The 14,755-nt window shown below is 62.8% G+C and carries 11 protein-coding genes; 8 read left to right on the top strand and 3 right to left on the bottom strand.

What is annotated here, in order from left to right:
• Window positions 1-79: 79 nt before the first annotated feature.
• Window positions 80-1,180: a sodium-potassium/proton antiporter ChaA gene (gene chaA, locus DTA24_RS11605; RefSeq protein ID WP_008804391.1), complete on the bottom strand. Its 1,101-nt coding sequence runs from the start codon at window positions 1,178-1,180 to the stop codon at window positions 80-82.
• A gap of 263 nt (window positions 1,181-1,443) precedes the next feature.
• On the opposite strand from chaA, the gene chaB reads away from it, so the two are divergent.
• Window positions 1,444-1,674 (top strand): putative cation transport regulator ChaB, encoded by a 231-nt coding sequence (gene chaB, locus DTA24_RS11610; RefSeq protein ID WP_008804392.1) that lies wholly within the window; start codon window positions 1,444-1,446, stop codon window positions 1,672-1,674.
• A 136-nt stretch (window positions 1,675-1,810) separates the two neighbouring features.
• A complete protein-coding gene (locus tag DTA24_RS11615) occupies window positions 1,811-2,491 on the top strand; it encodes a gamma-glutamylcyclotransferase (RefSeq protein ID WP_004203203.1) in 681 nt (226 codons plus the stop codon).
• A gap of 218 nt (window positions 2,492-2,709) precedes the next feature.
• On the opposite strand, the gene DTA24_RS11620 is transcribed toward DTA24_RS11615, so the two are convergent.
• Entirely contained in the window at window positions 2,710-2,952 is a 243-nt protein-coding gene (locus DTA24_RS11620) for a DUF1883 domain-containing protein (protein WP_002910387.1), read from the bottom strand.
• Between the two features lie 238 nt (window positions 2,953-3,190).
• Window positions 3,191-3,544, bottom strand: a complete 354-nt coding sequence (locus tag DTA24_RS11625) for a DsrE/DsrF/TusD sulfur relay family protein (RefSeq protein ID WP_012541343.1) — start codon at window positions 3,542-3,544, stop codon at window positions 3,191-3,193.
• 68 nt (window positions 3,545-3,612) lie between these two features.
• On the opposite strand from DTA24_RS11625, the gene nasR reads away from it, so the two are divergent.
• The 6 genes from nasR (at window position 3,613) to DTA24_RS11655 (ending at window position 14,661) form a co-directional block, all read left to right on the top strand.
• Window positions 3,613-4,794, top strand: a complete 1,182-nt coding sequence (nasR, locus tag DTA24_RS11630) for a nitrate regulatory protein NasR (RefSeq protein WP_012967812.1) — start codon at window positions 3,613-3,615, stop codon at window positions 4,792-4,794.
• Window positions 4,795-5,036: 242 nt separating this feature from the next.
• The gene (locus DTA24_RS11635; RefSeq protein ID WP_063105869.1) at window positions 5,037-6,293 is read left to right on the top strand and encodes a CmpA/NrtA family ABC transporter substrate-binding protein; all 1,257 of its coding nucleotides are present in this window, start codon (window positions 5,037-5,039) and stop codon (window positions 6,291-6,293) included.
• Window position 6,294: 1 nt separating this feature from the next.
• A complete protein-coding gene (ntrB, locus tag DTA24_RS11640) occupies window positions 6,295-7,179 on the top strand; it encodes a nitrate ABC transporter permease (protein ID WP_008804396.1) in 885 nt (294 codons plus the stop codon).
• A gap of 9 nt (window positions 7,180-7,188) precedes the next feature.
• Window positions 7,189-7,977 (top strand): ABC transporter ATP-binding protein, encoded by a 789-nt coding sequence (locus tag DTA24_RS11645; protein WP_004145418.1) that lies wholly within the window; start codon window positions 7,189-7,191, stop codon window positions 7,975-7,977.
• Between the two features lie 10 nt (window positions 7,978-7,987).
• Window positions 7,988-12,055, top strand: coding sequence for a nitrite reductase large subunit NirB (gene nirB, locus DTA24_RS11650; protein ID WP_110196300.1), 4,068 nt, complete (start codon window positions 7,988-7,990; stop codon window positions 12,053-12,055).
• Window positions 12,055-14,661, top strand: coding sequence for a nitrate reductase (locus tag DTA24_RS11655; protein ID WP_110196299.1), 2,607 nt, complete (start codon window positions 12,055-12,057; stop codon window positions 14,659-14,661). Before nirB ends, DTA24_RS11655 begins: the two co-directional genes overlap by 1 nt.
• Window positions 14,662-14,755: the final 94 nt, after the last annotated feature.

The raw sequence follows: 14,755 nt of genomic DNA on the forward strand, positions 1-14,755 counted from the left end.
GCATCACAGAAAAAGCCTGCCGGTGTTAACACCGGCAGGCTTTTTTTTCGCCCGGACTCCGCCGGGCGGGTAAGCGGGGTCAGGCGAAAATGGTCATCAGATAGGCGGCGAACAGCGCCAGGTGGGCCGCGCCGTTCAGCACATTGGTGCGCCCGGTGGAGAAGGAGATATGGCACAGCACCAGCGAAGCGACCATCACCACCATCTCCGGGGCGCCAAGGCCAAAGCGCAGCTCATTGCCGGTCAGGAAGGCGATGAGGGTGACCACCGGGACCGTCAGCGAGATGGTGGCCAGTACGGAGCCGAAAAACAGGTTCATCGCCCGCTGTACCTGATTGTTGAGCACCGCTTTGAGGGCGCCAAGGCCTTCCGGCGACAGGATCAGCAGGGCCACCAGGAAGCCGGTAAAGGCCACCGGGGCGTTCATGCTGGTCAACAGCGTTTCCAGCGGATTGGCGTTCATTTTGGTGACTGCGATCACTGCCACCAGGTGCACCAGCAGCCAGGCGGTATGCCACCCGCTGCTGTGGGCAGACGGTTTACCGTGGTGCGGGTCGTCATCGTCGCTGTCGTCTTCATGCTCATAAACAAACAGACTCTGATGGGTTTTGGTTTGAATCAGCAGGAAAACGCCGTACATGGCCGCCGAGATCACCGCCACCAGCAGCGATTGCCCGGTGCTGAAGTTTGCGCCCGGCAGCGCCATCGGAAACACCAGCACGATAATCGCCAGCGGAAACAGGGCGATAAGATACTGCTTAATGCCGAACAGATTCATATATTGGGTGGCAAATTTACGCCCGCCCAGCAGCAGAGAGAAACCGACCAGACCGCCGGTGACGATCATAATAATGGAGTAGAGCGTATCACGCATCAGGGTCGGCGCGGCGTCGCCGGTGGCCATTAAGGCGGAGATCAGACTGACCTCAAGGATAACCACCGACAGACTGAGAATCAGGGAGCCATAGGGTTCGCCCAGGCGGTGGGCGAGGACGTCGGCGTGGCGGACCACGCTGAAGGCGCTGCTTAAAATACCGACCAGCGCGAGGATATTAATTGCGATAACCACTGGCAGTGACTGGCTGCTGCCCCAGAAAAACAGCACCGCCAGCGCCAGCACCGGAAAGACGAGGGAAGACTCCTTATGGCGGGTTTTTACCGCCTCATGTGCATGGGTCATGAACCATCTCCATTTATGCAGGTGTTATAATTATAAAAACGTAGGGCGGTAAAGTAACAGATTTTGATAAATTACCGCTGGTTTTTTACTTAAATTTACGGGTATCGAGTGATATCTTGATTAGTTTATTATAATTTATGTTTACCACTATTTAGTTCTTACTATTCAGATAATTACTAAAATAATTTTTCTACTCATTTTGACCTTGATAGCCAGCCGCTTGCGTACCAGACTTAAATTTAATGCTCAAACAGGAGGTCAGTATGCCCTATCGCAATAAACAAGAACTCCCCGACAGCGTTCAGCATGTTCTGCCTGCTCATGCGCAGGAAATTTATAAAGAAGCGTTTAACAGCGCCTGGGATCAATATAAAGATAAAGATGAGAGGCGCGATGACGCCAGCCGCGAAGAGACGGCGCACAAAGTCGCCTGGGCGGCGGTGAAGAACAGCTACGAGAAAGGCGATGATGATAAGTGGCATAAGAAAAAATAATTGCTGACGCCGCTTTTATGCTTGCCAGCGCCCCGCTGATTGCTTATTGAAGGATAAAGCTGGATAATATTTCAGCAATATTAACGGATGCATGAGACGAACGCCGGGAAGCGGGCAGTGGCGGAGGTAGTAAACAGTGTTAACTCGTGATTTCTTAATGAATGCGGATTGTAAGACAGCGTTTGGCGCTATTGAGGAATCGCTACTCTGGTCGGCAGAACAACGTGCAGCCTCGCTGGCGGCGACGCTGGCCTGCCGCCCGGATGATGGCTCAGTGTGGATCTTTGGCTACGGTTCGCTTATCTGGAACCCGGCGCTCAATTATCGCGAGTCCTGCACCGGGACGCTGCCGGGCTGGCATCGTGCGTTTTGCCTGCGGTTGACCGCCGGGCGCGGTAGCGCCTGCCAGCCGGGACGCATGCTGGCTCTCAAAGAGGGCGGCCGAACCACCGGCGTCGCCTATCGTTTGCCTGACGACACGCTGGAAGAAGAACTGACCCTGCTGTGGAAGCGGGAGATGATCACCGGCTGCTATCTGCCTACCTGGTGCAAGCTGGAGCTGGACGACGGACGGACGGTGAATGCCCTGGTGTTTATTATGGATCCGCGCCACCCACTGTTTGAACCGGATACCAGCGCCCAGGTTATCGCCCCGCTGATCGCCCGGGCCAGCGGGCCGCTCGGCACCAACGCCCAGTATCTGTTTTCGCTCGAGCAGGCGCTAAGCAAGTTGGGGATGCACGACGCCAGTCTCGATGACCTGGTGGCCAGCGTACGCGCGCTGTTGGGCGAGAGTCCGACGCCGGGCCTGGCCTGAGCGCGCGGAAAAGAAAAACGCCCGGCACGGCCGGGCGTCCGATTGCTGACCAGTAAGGAAAAAGCGTGGTTTTTCCTTACTGGTGGTTATCAGCCGAAAATCAATAAATTGATTTTCCCTGTTATTTTTCTGGTGCAATCTGCAAGCACAATGATTGCATGAGGTTTGTCATGAATCTCACGCCCGGCACGGCCGGGCGTGTGTTCTGATAGTAACTGTCAGGCCGGAACGTAGCTGATGGAGTGCTCCAGTGACTGGCTGTGACTGTCGATAAGCACGTTCCAGGTGCCGCTGTAGGGCACCGTCAGATAGGCGCTATCCCGATCCTGCACGCTCAGAATATCCGCATGGCTATCGCCCGGGACCTTCGCGCTCATTAGATGAATATGGCAGCGCTCTGAACACCGCACCACCAGTGTGTCACCACCAAATAACGTCAAACTTGCTTTAACCATCGCCATTTTTGTACCCCGTTTCTGTCCCGCTACAGCATCCTGCCCACCCAGTCCTCGCGTGATATTGTTCACACTTTGCTCTGTGCATCACACCAAACGGCGCGGGCCGGGATGCTGATTTTGATCAAAAAAAGGGATAAAGATTAAACAAAAATGACGTTGTTCCTGAAAGCATTCAGCTAACGTTTTTTTTGTCTCTTCAAGCGCCAATACGTGACATTTCATCCCGTTCGACGGCCTACATTCAGAAGGTCAGCACTTTATCTGCCGCCAGCGTCCACTGGGCCAGCTCAACCAGAGTACCGACCTCCACGCCGTCAATCAGCGGTAGCGCGCTGACGCCGCGGCCGTCCGCGCAGGTTTTGCACAACTTCACCGGCACCTGCTGGGCGGTGAGGATCTCCAGCATCTGCTGCACATTGTATCCTTCCGCCGGCTTCTGCCCGCGCAGCCCGGCGGTGACGGCGTCGGACATCAGAAACAGCTTGAGATCGAGGTCGGACTGTTGCTCGCGCAGGGCAATGGCCAGGCGCAGGCTGTTGAACAGGGATTCGCTGCCATAGGCGGCGCCGTTGGCGATAATCACAATACGTTGCATACAAACTCCTTCTTAAAGGCACGGTTATTGCTTTACCGCAGTATAAAGCGTTAACCCGGAGGAGGGGTATGAATAATACGACTGGTCACGCGCACGATGAGACGGCCTGGCTGCAGCTGGCGCGTCGCCTGCAAAAACAACAGCTTCAGCAGCTTAGCCAACTGGGAGAACTGGCCAGCCAGCTCAGCGCGCTGGTGCATATGCTGCAGTGTGAGCGCGGGGCGTCGAATATTTTTCTTTGCTCGGGCGGCCAACTGTATGCGGCGGAGTGTCGGGCGGGCGGGGCGCTGGTTGATGAGCGGTTAGCGCTGTTCTATGCCAGCCTCGAACGGGCACGTACGGTCGCCGGCAGCGCGCTGTGCTGGCGCATTGCCAGGGCGGTTGGCGATCTGCTGCAGCTTCCGGCGCTGCGTGAGCAGATCGCCCGCCGGCAGATTGCCGCGGAAGCCGCGACGGAGCAGTTCAGCCGTGTCATCCGCCATCTGCTGAATATCGTCCCGCAGCTCAATGACAGCATTGACGATCCGCCGGTGGCCGGCCGCATGGTCGCGCTGTACAGCTTTATGCAGGGTAAAGAGCTGGTGGGTCAGGAGCGCGCGCTGGGCGCTCTGGGCTTTACCCGCGGCGAGTTCAGCGACAGCCTGCGCCAGCAGCTGGTGGACCGTATTGACGGTCAGCAGCCCTGCTTCGACAGCTTTCAGGCGCTGGGCAGCCCGGCGACCGTCCAGCTGTTTATCACCCAATGCCAGGCCGGCCTGGACATTGAGCAGCTGCGGCGGATCGCCTGCACCCGCCAGCCGGCCGCCGACGGCGGGGAAACGGCGCTGCGCTGGTTTGGCCTGCAAACCCAGCGGCTTGAACACCTGCGCGAAGTGGAAGAGCAATTGATCGACGATCTACTGAACGCCACCGACACGCTGTTAGTGGACGACGCGCCTGGCTGGCTGCCCGGCGAGGAAGTCGATACCCTGACGCCGCATCTGGATAAACAGCTGCTGCCGCTGGTGCGCCAGCAGGCCTATGAGCTACAGCAGCTCTCCAGCCAGCTGGCCTCGCTGAAAGACGCGCTCGAAGAACGCAAGCTGATAGAAAAAGCGAAAAGCCTGCTGATGACGCACCAGGGAATGCAGGAGGAGCAGGCCTGGCAGACGCTGCGCAAGATGGCCATGGACAAAAACCAGCGCATGGTTGAGATAGCCCGCGCGCTGCTGATGGTGAAGGCGATTTGGCCGCTAACACCAAAGGAGTAGATGCACAATCGATGGGCATTCTTTGCCTGCCGGCGGTGCACTTTTACGTGAAAAACCGGCCAACGTTGGGAAAAAGCCTGCCAGCGCGCGATTGCCAAAGCTGGCATCCCGTTTGCATTACTTATTGAGTGAATAAAAGTCCGGACAACGAACCAATGGCGGTTCGGGTGTCCGTGGATAAAGGCGTCCTGCAGTGCGTATGCACTGTCGGACGCTTTTTTTTTGCGCGTGGTGGAGCGGATATGAGCGACAAGTTTTCAATTTCCCGGCGGCGCTTGCTGCAGGCAGGGGCCGCGCTGGGCGGCGCGATGCTGCTGCCGGGGGGGATGCAGGCCGCATGGGCCGGCGGATCGGACAAACCGGAGCAAACCCGCGTGCGGGTCGGATTTATTCCGCTGACCGATTGCGCGCCGCTGGCTATCGCCGCGGCGAAGGGGTTTGACAAAAAGTATGGCATCACCCTGGTGGCGAGTAAGGAAGCCAGCTGGGCGGCGGTGCGCGACAAGCTGGTGGCCGGCGAGCTGGACGCGGCACATATTCTCTACGGCCTGCTGTACGGTCTTGAACTGGGGATCGCCAGCAAGCCGCAGGCGATGGCTAATCTGATGACCCTCAACCGCAATGGTCAGGCCATCACCCTCTCCGGTGAATTGCAGGAGAAAGGGGTAACCGACCTCGGCGGGCTGAAACGGCTGATCGACCGCAGCGCGCCGGGCAGCTACACCTTCGCCCATACCTTTCCCACCGGCACCCATGCCATGTGGCTCTACTACTGGCTGGCGAGCGCCGGCATCGATCCCTTTAACGATGTGCGCACCGTCGTGGTGCCGCCGCCGCAGATGGTGATGAACATGCGCATCGGCAATATGAGCGGCTTTTGCGTCGGCGAGCCGTGGAACGCGCGCGCCATTAACGACCGCATTGGCTTCACCGCGGCCACTTCCCAGGATATCTGGCCCGAGCATCCGGAAAAGGTGCTGGGCACCCGTCGCGACTGGGTGGAACGTAACCCGAACACCGCCCGCGCGCTGGTGGCGGCCCTGATGGAGGCGCAGCGCTGGATCGCCGCCTCGCCGGAGAACACTCAGGAGACGGCCCGCCTGCTCGCCAGACGTGGCTGGCTCAATACCAAGGAACAGTACCTCACCGGCCGGATGCTTGGGGAGTATGACAACGGCCTCGGCCGCCGCTGGCAGGATGCCCATCCGATGCGCTTCTGGGCCGGGGGCGAGGTGAGTTTCCCCTGGCTGTCGGACGGAATGTGGTTCCTCACCCAGTTCCGCCGCTGGGGGTTGCTGAAGCAGGCTCCGGATTACCTCGCGGTGGCGTCGCGCATTAACCGCATCGACGTCTGGCAGGCTGCCGCCCAGGCGGTCGGCGGGATCAGCACCCCGGCAGCCACGATGCGTAACAGCACACTGATGGACGGTACGGTCTGGAACGGGTCTGACCCGGAAGGCTACGCCCGCCATTTTGCCATTCAACGTAAGGGGGCATGAGATGAAGCAGGCACAACGTAAGCAACCGGTCGTCAGCGTGGAGAACGCGCCTGGCGAAGTGATTATCCTGCCGCCGGTGCAGGTCCGGCGCACCACGCCAACCGTCACGCGCTGGCTGCGTGAGCTCATTCAGCGCCTGCTGCCCCCGCTGTTGGGGTTGGGGGTGCTGCTGCTGGCCTGGCAGCTGGCGGCGATGCACAGCAAAGGTTTTCCCACGCCGCTGAGCACGCTGGACTCGGCGCTGACGCTGTTTGCCGATCCGTTCTATCAGGACGGGCCCAATGACATGGGCATCGGCTGGAACGTGCTGGCCTCCCTGCAGCGCGTGGCGGTGGGCTTCGGCCTGGCGGCGCTGGCGGGCATTCCGCTGGGGTTTTTGATCGGCCGTTCGCTGTTCTTCGCCCGCATGTTTAATCCGCTGATTGCCCTGCTGCGCCCGGTCAGCCCGCTGGCCTGGCTGCCGATTGGCCTGCTGCTGTTCCAGAAGGCGGAGCCGGCCTCCAGCTGGACCATTTTTATCTGCTCCATCTGGCCGATGGTGATCAACACCGCGGAAGGCGTGCGGCGGATCCCGCAGGACTATCTCAATGTCGCCCGCGTCCTCCAGCTCTCGGAGTGGACGGTGATGCGCAAAATTCTCTTTCCGGCAGTGCTGCCGGCGGTGCTCACCGGCGTGCGTCTCTCCATCGGCATCGCCTGGCTGGTGATCGTGGCGGCGGAAATGCTCACCGGCGGGCTGGGGATCGGCTTCTGGATCTGGAACGAGTGGAACAACCTCAATGTGGAAAACATCATCATCGCCATCGTCATTATCGGCGTCGTCGGCCTGCTGCTGGAGCAGGGTCTGATGCTGCTCGCCCGCCGCTTTAGCTGGCAGGACAAATAAGGAGCCAACATGAAACCATTAATTCAGGTGCAGGCCGTCAGCCAGCGCTTTAACACCGCCAGCGGCGAGTTCCTGGCGCTGCAGAATGTTTCCTTCGATATCGTCGAAGGGGAGACCATCAGTCTGATCGGCCACTCGGGCTGCGGAAAATCGACCCTGCTGAATCTGATCGCCGGGATCACGACGCCCACCGAGGGCGGACTGCTGTGCGATAACCGGGAAATCGCCGGGCCCGGGCCGGAGCGGGCGGTGGTTTTCCAGAACCACTCGCTACTGCCGTGGCTGAGCTGTTTCGATAATGTGGCGCTGGCGGTGGATCAGGTGTTCCGTCGCACCATGAGCAAGAGTGAGCGCCGGGAGTGGATCGAACACAACCTGGCGCGCGTGCAGATGGGGCATGCGCTGCACAAACGTCCCGGGGAGATCTCCGGCGGTATGAAGCAGCGGGTAGGTATCGCCCGGGCGCTGGCGATGAAGCCGAAGGTGCTGTTGCTTGATGAGCCCTTCGGCGCCCTGGACGCGCTGACCCGCGCCCACCTCCAGGACACGGTGATGCATATTCAGCAGGAGCTTAATACCACCATCGTCATGATCACCCACGACGTTGATGAAGCGGTGCTGCTCTCGGATCGGGTGCTGATGATGACCAACGGTCCGGCGGCGACGGTGGGCGAGATCCTCGCGGTCGATCTGCCGCGTCCGCGTCACCGCGTTCAGCTGGCGGACGACAGCCGGTATCACCATCTGCGCCAGCAGATTCTGCATTTTTTGTATGAAAAACAGCCGAAAGCGGCGTGAGGAGGCGGTCATGACGCGGCGACTGGTGGTGATCGGTAACGGCATGGCGGCCACCCGACTGGTGCAGCGACTGGTTGAGCGCGACCCCGCGCAGTTTGCCATTACTGTCGTCGGCGACGAGCCGCATCCGGCCTATAACCGCATTCAGCTCTCGCCGCTGCTGGCTGGCGAAAAAACGGCGGCGCAGCTCCCGTTGCTGCCGGCGGAGTGGTACACCCGGCACGGGGTGTGCCTGCGGTCCGGCGAGGCGGTCGATGAAGTCGATGTTGAGCAACGGCGGCTGCGCATCGCGGAAACCTGGCTACCGTGGGACGAGCTGGTGTTCGCCACCGGTTCGCGGCCCTTTATCCCGCCGCTGCCGGGCAGTGATCGTCCGCAGGTTATCCCCTTCCGCACCCTGGCGGACGTGGAACGTATTCTGGCGATACCCGGGCCGGCGGTGGTGATTGGCGGTGGGGTTCTGGGTGTGGAAGCGGCGGCGGCGCTGCGTCGCCACGGCGGGGAGGTCACTCTTCTGCATCGTGGCAGCGGATTAATGGCGCCGCTGACCGACGCTTTTGCCGCCGATGAGCTCAGGCAGCAGCTTGAAGCGCGCGGCATCCGCTGTGTGCTGGAATGCCGGATCGCCGCCATCGAAGAGGATGGCGTGCGGCTGGCGGACGGGCGCGCTTTCCGTGCTGCCAGAGTGGTGCTGGCCGCCGGCGTGCAGCCTAACAGCCGTCTGGCGGCGCAGAGCGGCGTGCTGTGTCAGCGGGGGATCGTGGTTGACCGCCAGATGGCCGCCTCGCTGCCGGGGATCAGCGCCGTCGGGGAATGTTGCGAAATTGACGGCCAGACCTGGGGGCTGGTGGCTCCCTGCCTGCGCCAGGCCGAGGTACTGGCGGATCGCCTGTGCGGCGCCCCCGGTGAGGGCTTTGTCTGGCAGGACGCCGGGACCCGCCTGAAGGTTACCGGCATTGAACTCTTTAGCGTCGGGGAGCAGCAGGCCGGCGAACAGGATGACATCTATACCAGCTGGGACCCCATCGATCGCCACTACCGTCGCCTGCTGCTGCGCGACGGCCGCCTGCGCGGCGTGCTGCTGATGGGCGACTGCACCGCCGCCGCCGCGCTCACCGCGCGCCTGGAAAGCGACGAGCCCGCCACCGCGGACTGGCTTTTTGACCCCTCTTCAACGCAGCCGCAGGCTGCAGGAATAATGACGATGACGAAACCTGTATTAGTGCTGGTGGGACATGGCATGGTCGGCCACCATTTTCTCGAACAATGCGTGAGCCGCAACCTGCATCAGCAATATCGAATCGTGGTGTTTGGCGAAGAGCGTTACGCCGCCTACGACCGGGTCCATCTCTCCGAATATTTCGCCGGGCGCAGCGCTCAATCGCTGTCGCTGGTGGCCGATGATTTCTTTCACCAGCACGGCATCGAACTCCGCCTCGGCGAGGCGGTGGCGACGATCGACCGCGACGCGCGGCTGGTGCGAGACGCCGAGGGACATGAAACCCACTGGGATAAACTGGTGCTGGCGACCGGCTCCTATCCCTTTGTTCCGCCGATCCCTGGCAACGATCTCGACGGGTGCTTTGTCTACCGCACTCTTGACGATCTCGACCGTATCGCCGCCCATGCCGCCGCGGCGAAGACCGGAGTGGTTATCGGCGGCGGCCTGCTCGGGCTGGAGGCGGCTAACGCCCTGAAACAGCTGGGGCTGGACACGCACGTAGTGGAGTTTGCCCCGAACCTGATGGCCGTCCAGCTGGATAACGGCGGGGCGGCGATGCTGCGGGAGAAGATCGTCGCCCTCGGCGTGGGGGTGCATACCAGCAAAGCGACCACCGCCATCGTGCGCGAGGCCGACGGCCTGCGGCTGAACTTTGCCGACGGCGGCGCGCTGCGGACCGACATGGTGGTCTTCTCGGCGGGGATCCGTCCGCAGGACGCGCTGGCCCGCGGTTGCATGCTGCAGGTGGGCGAACGCGGGGGCATTCACATCGACGGCCAGTGCCGCACCTCTGACCCGGACGTGCTGGCGATAGGCGAATGCGCCCTGTGGGACAATAAAATTTACGGTCTGGTGGCGCCGGGCTATCAGATGGCGCGTATCGCCGCGGCCACCCTCGCGGGAGAAGACGCCTGCTTTAGCGGCGCCGACATGAGTACCAAACTGAAGCTGCTGGGGGTGGACGTCGCCTCATTTGGCGATGCGCAGGGGCGTACGCCGGGCTGCCAGAGCTATCAATGGACCGATGGTCCGCAGCAGGTGTACAAAAAAATCGTCGTCAGTCAGGACGGCAAAACCCTGCTTGGCGGCGTGCTGGTGGGGGAGGCCAGCGACTATGCCACGCTGCTGCAGATGATGCTGAACGGCATGGCGCTGCCGCCGCGTCCGGAGAGCCTGATCCTGCCCGCGCTGGAGGGCGCCGCGCCGAAGGCGCTCGGCGTCGCGGCGCTGCCCGATAGCGCGCCGATCTGCTCCTGCCATAATGTCAGCAAAGGCGATATCTGCCAGGCGGTGAACAATGGGGCGGGGGATATGGCGGCGATAAAAAGCTGCACCAGAGCGGCCACCGGCTGCGGCGGCTGCAGCGCGCTGGTGAAACAGGTGATGGAGTACCAGCTGGCGGAGCAGGGCGTCGAAGTGAAAAAAGACGTCTGCGAGCATTTCCCGTGGTCGCGCCAGGAGATCTACCACCTGGTACGGGTCAATCATATCCATACCTTCGAGCAGCTGATTAGCCGCTACGGCCAGGGGCACGGCTGTGATGTCTGCAAACCGCTGGTGGCCTCGGTGCTGGCTTCCTGCTGGAACGAGTACCTGCTGAAGCCGGCGCACCTGCCGCTGCAGGATACCAACGACCGCTATTTCGCCAACATTCAGAAGGACGGAACCTATTCGGTGGTGCCGCGGATGGCGGCGGGGGAAGTGACGCCGGACGGGCTGATCGCTATCGGGCAGATCGCCAAACGTTACCAGCTCTACAGCAAAGTGACCGGCGGCCAGCGTATCGATCTGTTTGGCGCGCGGCTGGAACAGCTGCCGGCTATCTGGCGCGAGCTGGCCGACGCCGGGTTTGAAACCGGCCACGCCTACGGCAAGTCGCTGCGCACGGTGAAATCCTGCGTCGGCTCAACCTGGTGTCGCTACGGCGTGCAGGACTCCACCGGGCTCGCCGTGCGGCTCGAGCATCGCTATAAAGGGCTGCGCGCCCCGCACAAAATCAAGATGGCGGTCTCCGGCTGCACCCGCGAATGTGCCGAAGCCCAGGGAAAAGATATCGGAGTGATTGCCACCGATAAAGGCTGGAATCTGTACGTCTGCGGCAACGGCGGGATGAAACCGCGTCACGCCGACCTGTTTGCCAGCGATCTCGACGAAGCGACGCTGATCCGCAGCATCGATCGTCTGCTGATGTTCTATATCCGTACCGCCGATCGCCTGCAGCGGACCAGCATCTGGATGGATAACCTGGAGGGCGGCGTCGCCTATCTGCGGCAGGTGGTGCTGGAGGATAGTCTCGGCATTGGCGAGGAGCTGGAGCAGGAGATGGCCCGGATCGTCGACAGCTACCAGTGCGAGTGGCAGACCACCCTCAACGATCCGCAGCGTCTGGCGCTGTTCCGCTCCTTCGTGAACAGCGACCAGCCGGACGAGGCGGTGCAGCGCCACGAGCTGCGTGGTCAGCCGCAGCTGTTACAGACTGAGACGTTGCCCGAGGGCGAACTCCCATCCCGGCCGTGGCAGGCGGTATGCGACCTTGACGCCATCCCGGCGCAGGCGGGGATCGGCGCCCGCTTAGGGGAGCGGCAGATTGCCCTGTTCCGCTTTGGCGATCGGGTCTACGCCCTGGACAACCGCGAGCCGGGCAGCGCGGCCAACGTGCTGTCACGCGGGCTGTTAGGGGACGTCGGCGGCGAGCCGGTGGTGATCTCCCCGCTGTACAAACAGCGGATCCGCCTGCGCGACGGCTGGCCGTGCGACGGCAGTGAACAGGCGGTACGCGCCTGGCCGGTGAAAGTGGAAAACGGCAAAGTGTGGGTGGGCAGCCAGCAGCTGCTGGCCCGAGCGGAGGCCTCCTGATGCAGACCATCCGAACGACCTGCCCCTACTGCGGCGTAGGCTGCGGGGTGCTGGCGAGCGTGGACGATGCGGGGCAGGTGAGCGTGCGCGGCGACGATCAGCACCCGGCCAACCTCGGCCGCCTGTGCGTCAAAGGGGCGGCCCTCGGGGAGACCACGGGCCTGGCGGGGCGGCTGCTGGCACCGGAGGTGGACGGCCAGCAGGTAGCCTGGCCTCAGGCGCTGGCGGAGACCGCTGCGCGCCTGCAACAGGTTATCGACCAGCACGGCCCGCAGGCGGTGGCCTTCTACGCCTCTGGCCAGCTGTTAACCGAGGATTACTATGCCGCCAACAAGCTGATGAAGGGATTTATCGGCGCGGCGAACATCGACACCAATTCGCGGCTGTGCATGTCGTCGGCGGTGACCGGCTACAAACGGGCCTTTGGCGCCGATGTGGTGCCCTGTAGCTATGAGGATGTGGAAAACAGCGATCTGGTGGTGCTGGTCGGCTCGAACGCCGCCTGGGCGCACCCGGTGCTGTTCCAGCGGCTGGCGCAGGCGAAGCGGGATAATCCCCGACTGCGGATCGTGGTGATCGACCCCCGGCGCACTGCCACCTGCGAGATCGCCGACCGCCATCTGGCGCTGGCCCCGGGGAGCGACGGTGGGCTGTTCGTGGGGCTGCTTAACGCCGTGGCGCAGGCCGGAGCCTGCATCGACGGCTTTCGCGATGGCTCACAGGCGCTGGCCGAGGCGAGAGGCTGGGACGTGGCGACGGTAGCGGATTTTTGCGGCCTGACTGTCGATGAGGTGGCGGCCTTCTATCGCGAGTTTATCGCCGCCCCGCGGGCGATCACCCTCTACACCATGGGAATCAATCAATCCGCCAGCGGCAGCGACAAATGTAACGCCATCATCAACGTCCATCTGGCCAGCGGGAAGTATGGCCGCCCCGGCTGCGGCCCCTTTTCGCTGACCGGTCAACCCAACGCCATGGGCGGCCGCGAAGTCGGCGGGCTGGCGACGATGCTGGCGGCGCACATGGATTTTGTGCCAGACGATCTGCAGCGGCTGGCCCGCTTCTGGGGGACGGAACGGCTGGCGCAGACCCCGGGGCTGACCGCCGTGGAGCTGTTTGCCGCCATTGGCCGCGGCGAGGTGAAAGCGGTGTGGATCATGGGCACCAACCCGGTGGTGTCGCTCCCTGACAGCCACGCGGTGAGCCAGGCGCTGGCCGCCTGTCCGCTGGTGATCGTCTCGGATGTCGCCGCCCAGACCGATACCGGACATTTCGCCCACATCCGCTTTCCGGCGCTGGCCTGGGGCGAGAAGAATGGTACGGTCACCAACTCGGAGCGGCGGATCTCCCGTCAGCGCAGCTTCCTGCCGCCGCCGGGGGAGGCGAAAGCGGACTGGTGGATCATCGCCAGAGTGGGGCAGGCGCTGGGGTATCGCGAGGCGTTTGCCTGGCAGCATCCGCATGACGTCTTCCGCGAGCATGCGGCGCTGTCCGGTTTCGAAAACGACGGTCAGCGGGCGTTTGATATCGGCGCGCTGGCGGATCTCAGCCGTGAGGCGTGGGACGCCATGGCGCCGGTGCGCTGGCCGGTCAGCCGCAGCGAGGCCGCCTGGGATATCGCGCGCGGCTGGCATGGCGATGGCAGGCTGCGGATGGTGCCGGTGACGCCTCAACCGACCCGGGCGACAACCGATGTCTTTTATCCGCTGATCCTCAACAGCGGGCGGATCCGCGATCAGTGGCACACCATGACCCGTACCGGCACGGTGCCGCGGCTGATGCAGCACATCGCGGAGCCGGTGGTGGAGGTGGCGCCGCAGGATGCCGTTCGCTACCAGCTTCCCGCCGACGGGCTGGCGCGGATCTGGTCGCGGCATGGGGTGATGGTGGCGAAAGTGACGATCAGTGAAGGGCAGCGCCCCGGCTCGCTGTTTGTTCCGATGCACTGGAACAATCAGTTTGCCCGTCAGGGGCGGGTGAATAACCTGCTGACCGCCGTCACCGACCCGTATTCCGGCCAGCCGGAAAGTAAACAGGCGGCGGTGGCCATCGCCGCCTGGCAACCAGCCTGGCACAGCGAGCTGTTCTGTCGCGAACCGCTGCCGTTTCCTGCCGCCTGGCACTGGCGGCGGCGGGCGGCGCCTGGCGTGCTGCACTATTCGCTGGCCGGGGAGGTGTCTGCCCGACAGTGGATCAGCGCGTGGTGCGCCCGGCGCGGCTGGCAGCTACAGGTGGCTGACGGCGGCGCGGTATGGAACCTGCTGGCCTGGCATCAGGGGAGGCTGATGCTCGGCTGGTGGAGCGATGCGCGCGAGCCGGCGGTGGATAGCGCATGGATAAGCGCCGCCTTTGCCGCGCCGCCGTCCGATGCCGTCCAGCGACATGCGTTGCTTAGCGGCCGACCGGGCGCCGCCGTCGCCCCGCGGGGGCGGATCGTCTGTAGCTGCTTTGGCGTGGGGGAACGGTCAATTAACGAGGCTATCGCCAGCGGCTGCGCCAGCGTCGGGGCGCTGGGTGGAAAGCTGAAATGCGGGACCAACTGCGGCTCCTGCGTGCCGGAACTCAACGCGCTGCTGGCGGCGCAACGAACCCGAACCCAGGCGTAACGGTGGCGCGCAGCGACGGCTCCGGTTGGGCGACACCTTGCCCAACCGGTTTCAGTATATTCCTGGAATTGCCCACAGGGCTGCGGGAGCAGGG

Source organism: Klebsiella sp. P1CD1, assembly GCF_003790505.1.
Lineage (GTDB): Bacteria > Pseudomonadota > Gammaproteobacteria > Enterobacterales > Enterobacteriaceae > Klebsiella > Klebsiella variicola.

Bases quoted from the DNA above. Each gene is read 5' to 3' on its own strand.
- chaA (WP_008804391.1), bottom strand. From the start codon at position 1,180: ATGACCCATGCACATGAGGCGGTAAAAACCCGCCATAAGGAGTCTTCC.
- chaB (WP_008804392.1), top strand. From the start codon at position 1,444: ATGCCCTATCGCAATAAACAAGAACTCCCCGACAGCGTTCAGCATGTT.
- DTA24_RS11620 (WP_002910387.1), bottom strand. From the start codon at position 2,952: ATGGCGATGGTTAAAGCAAGTTTGACGTTATTTGGTGGTGACACACTG.
- DTA24_RS11625 (WP_012541343.1), bottom strand. From the start codon at position 3,544: ATGCAACGTATTGTGATTATCGCCAACGGCGCCGCCTATGGCAGCGAA.
- nasR (WP_012967812.1), top strand. From the start codon at position 3,613: ATGAATAATACGACTGGTCACGCGCACGATGAGACGGCCTGGCTGCAG.
- DTA24_RS11635 (WP_063105869.1), top strand. From the start codon at position 5,037: ATGAGCGACAAGTTTTCAATTTCCCGGCGGCGCTTGCTGCAGGCAGGG.
- ntrB (WP_008804396.1), top strand. From the start codon at position 6,295: ATGAAGCAGGCACAACGTAAGCAACCGGTCGTCAGCGTGGAGAACGCG.
- DTA24_RS11645 (WP_004145418.1), top strand. From the start codon at position 7,189: ATGAAACCATTAATTCAGGTGCAGGCCGTCAGCCAGCGCTTTAACACC.
- nirB (WP_110196300.1), top strand. From the start codon at position 7,988: ATGACGCGGCGACTGGTGGTGATCGGTAACGGCATGGCGGCCACCCGA.
- DTA24_RS11655 (WP_110196299.1), top strand. From the start codon at position 12,055: ATGCAGACCATCCGAACGACCTGCCCCTACTGCGGCGTAGGCTGCGGG.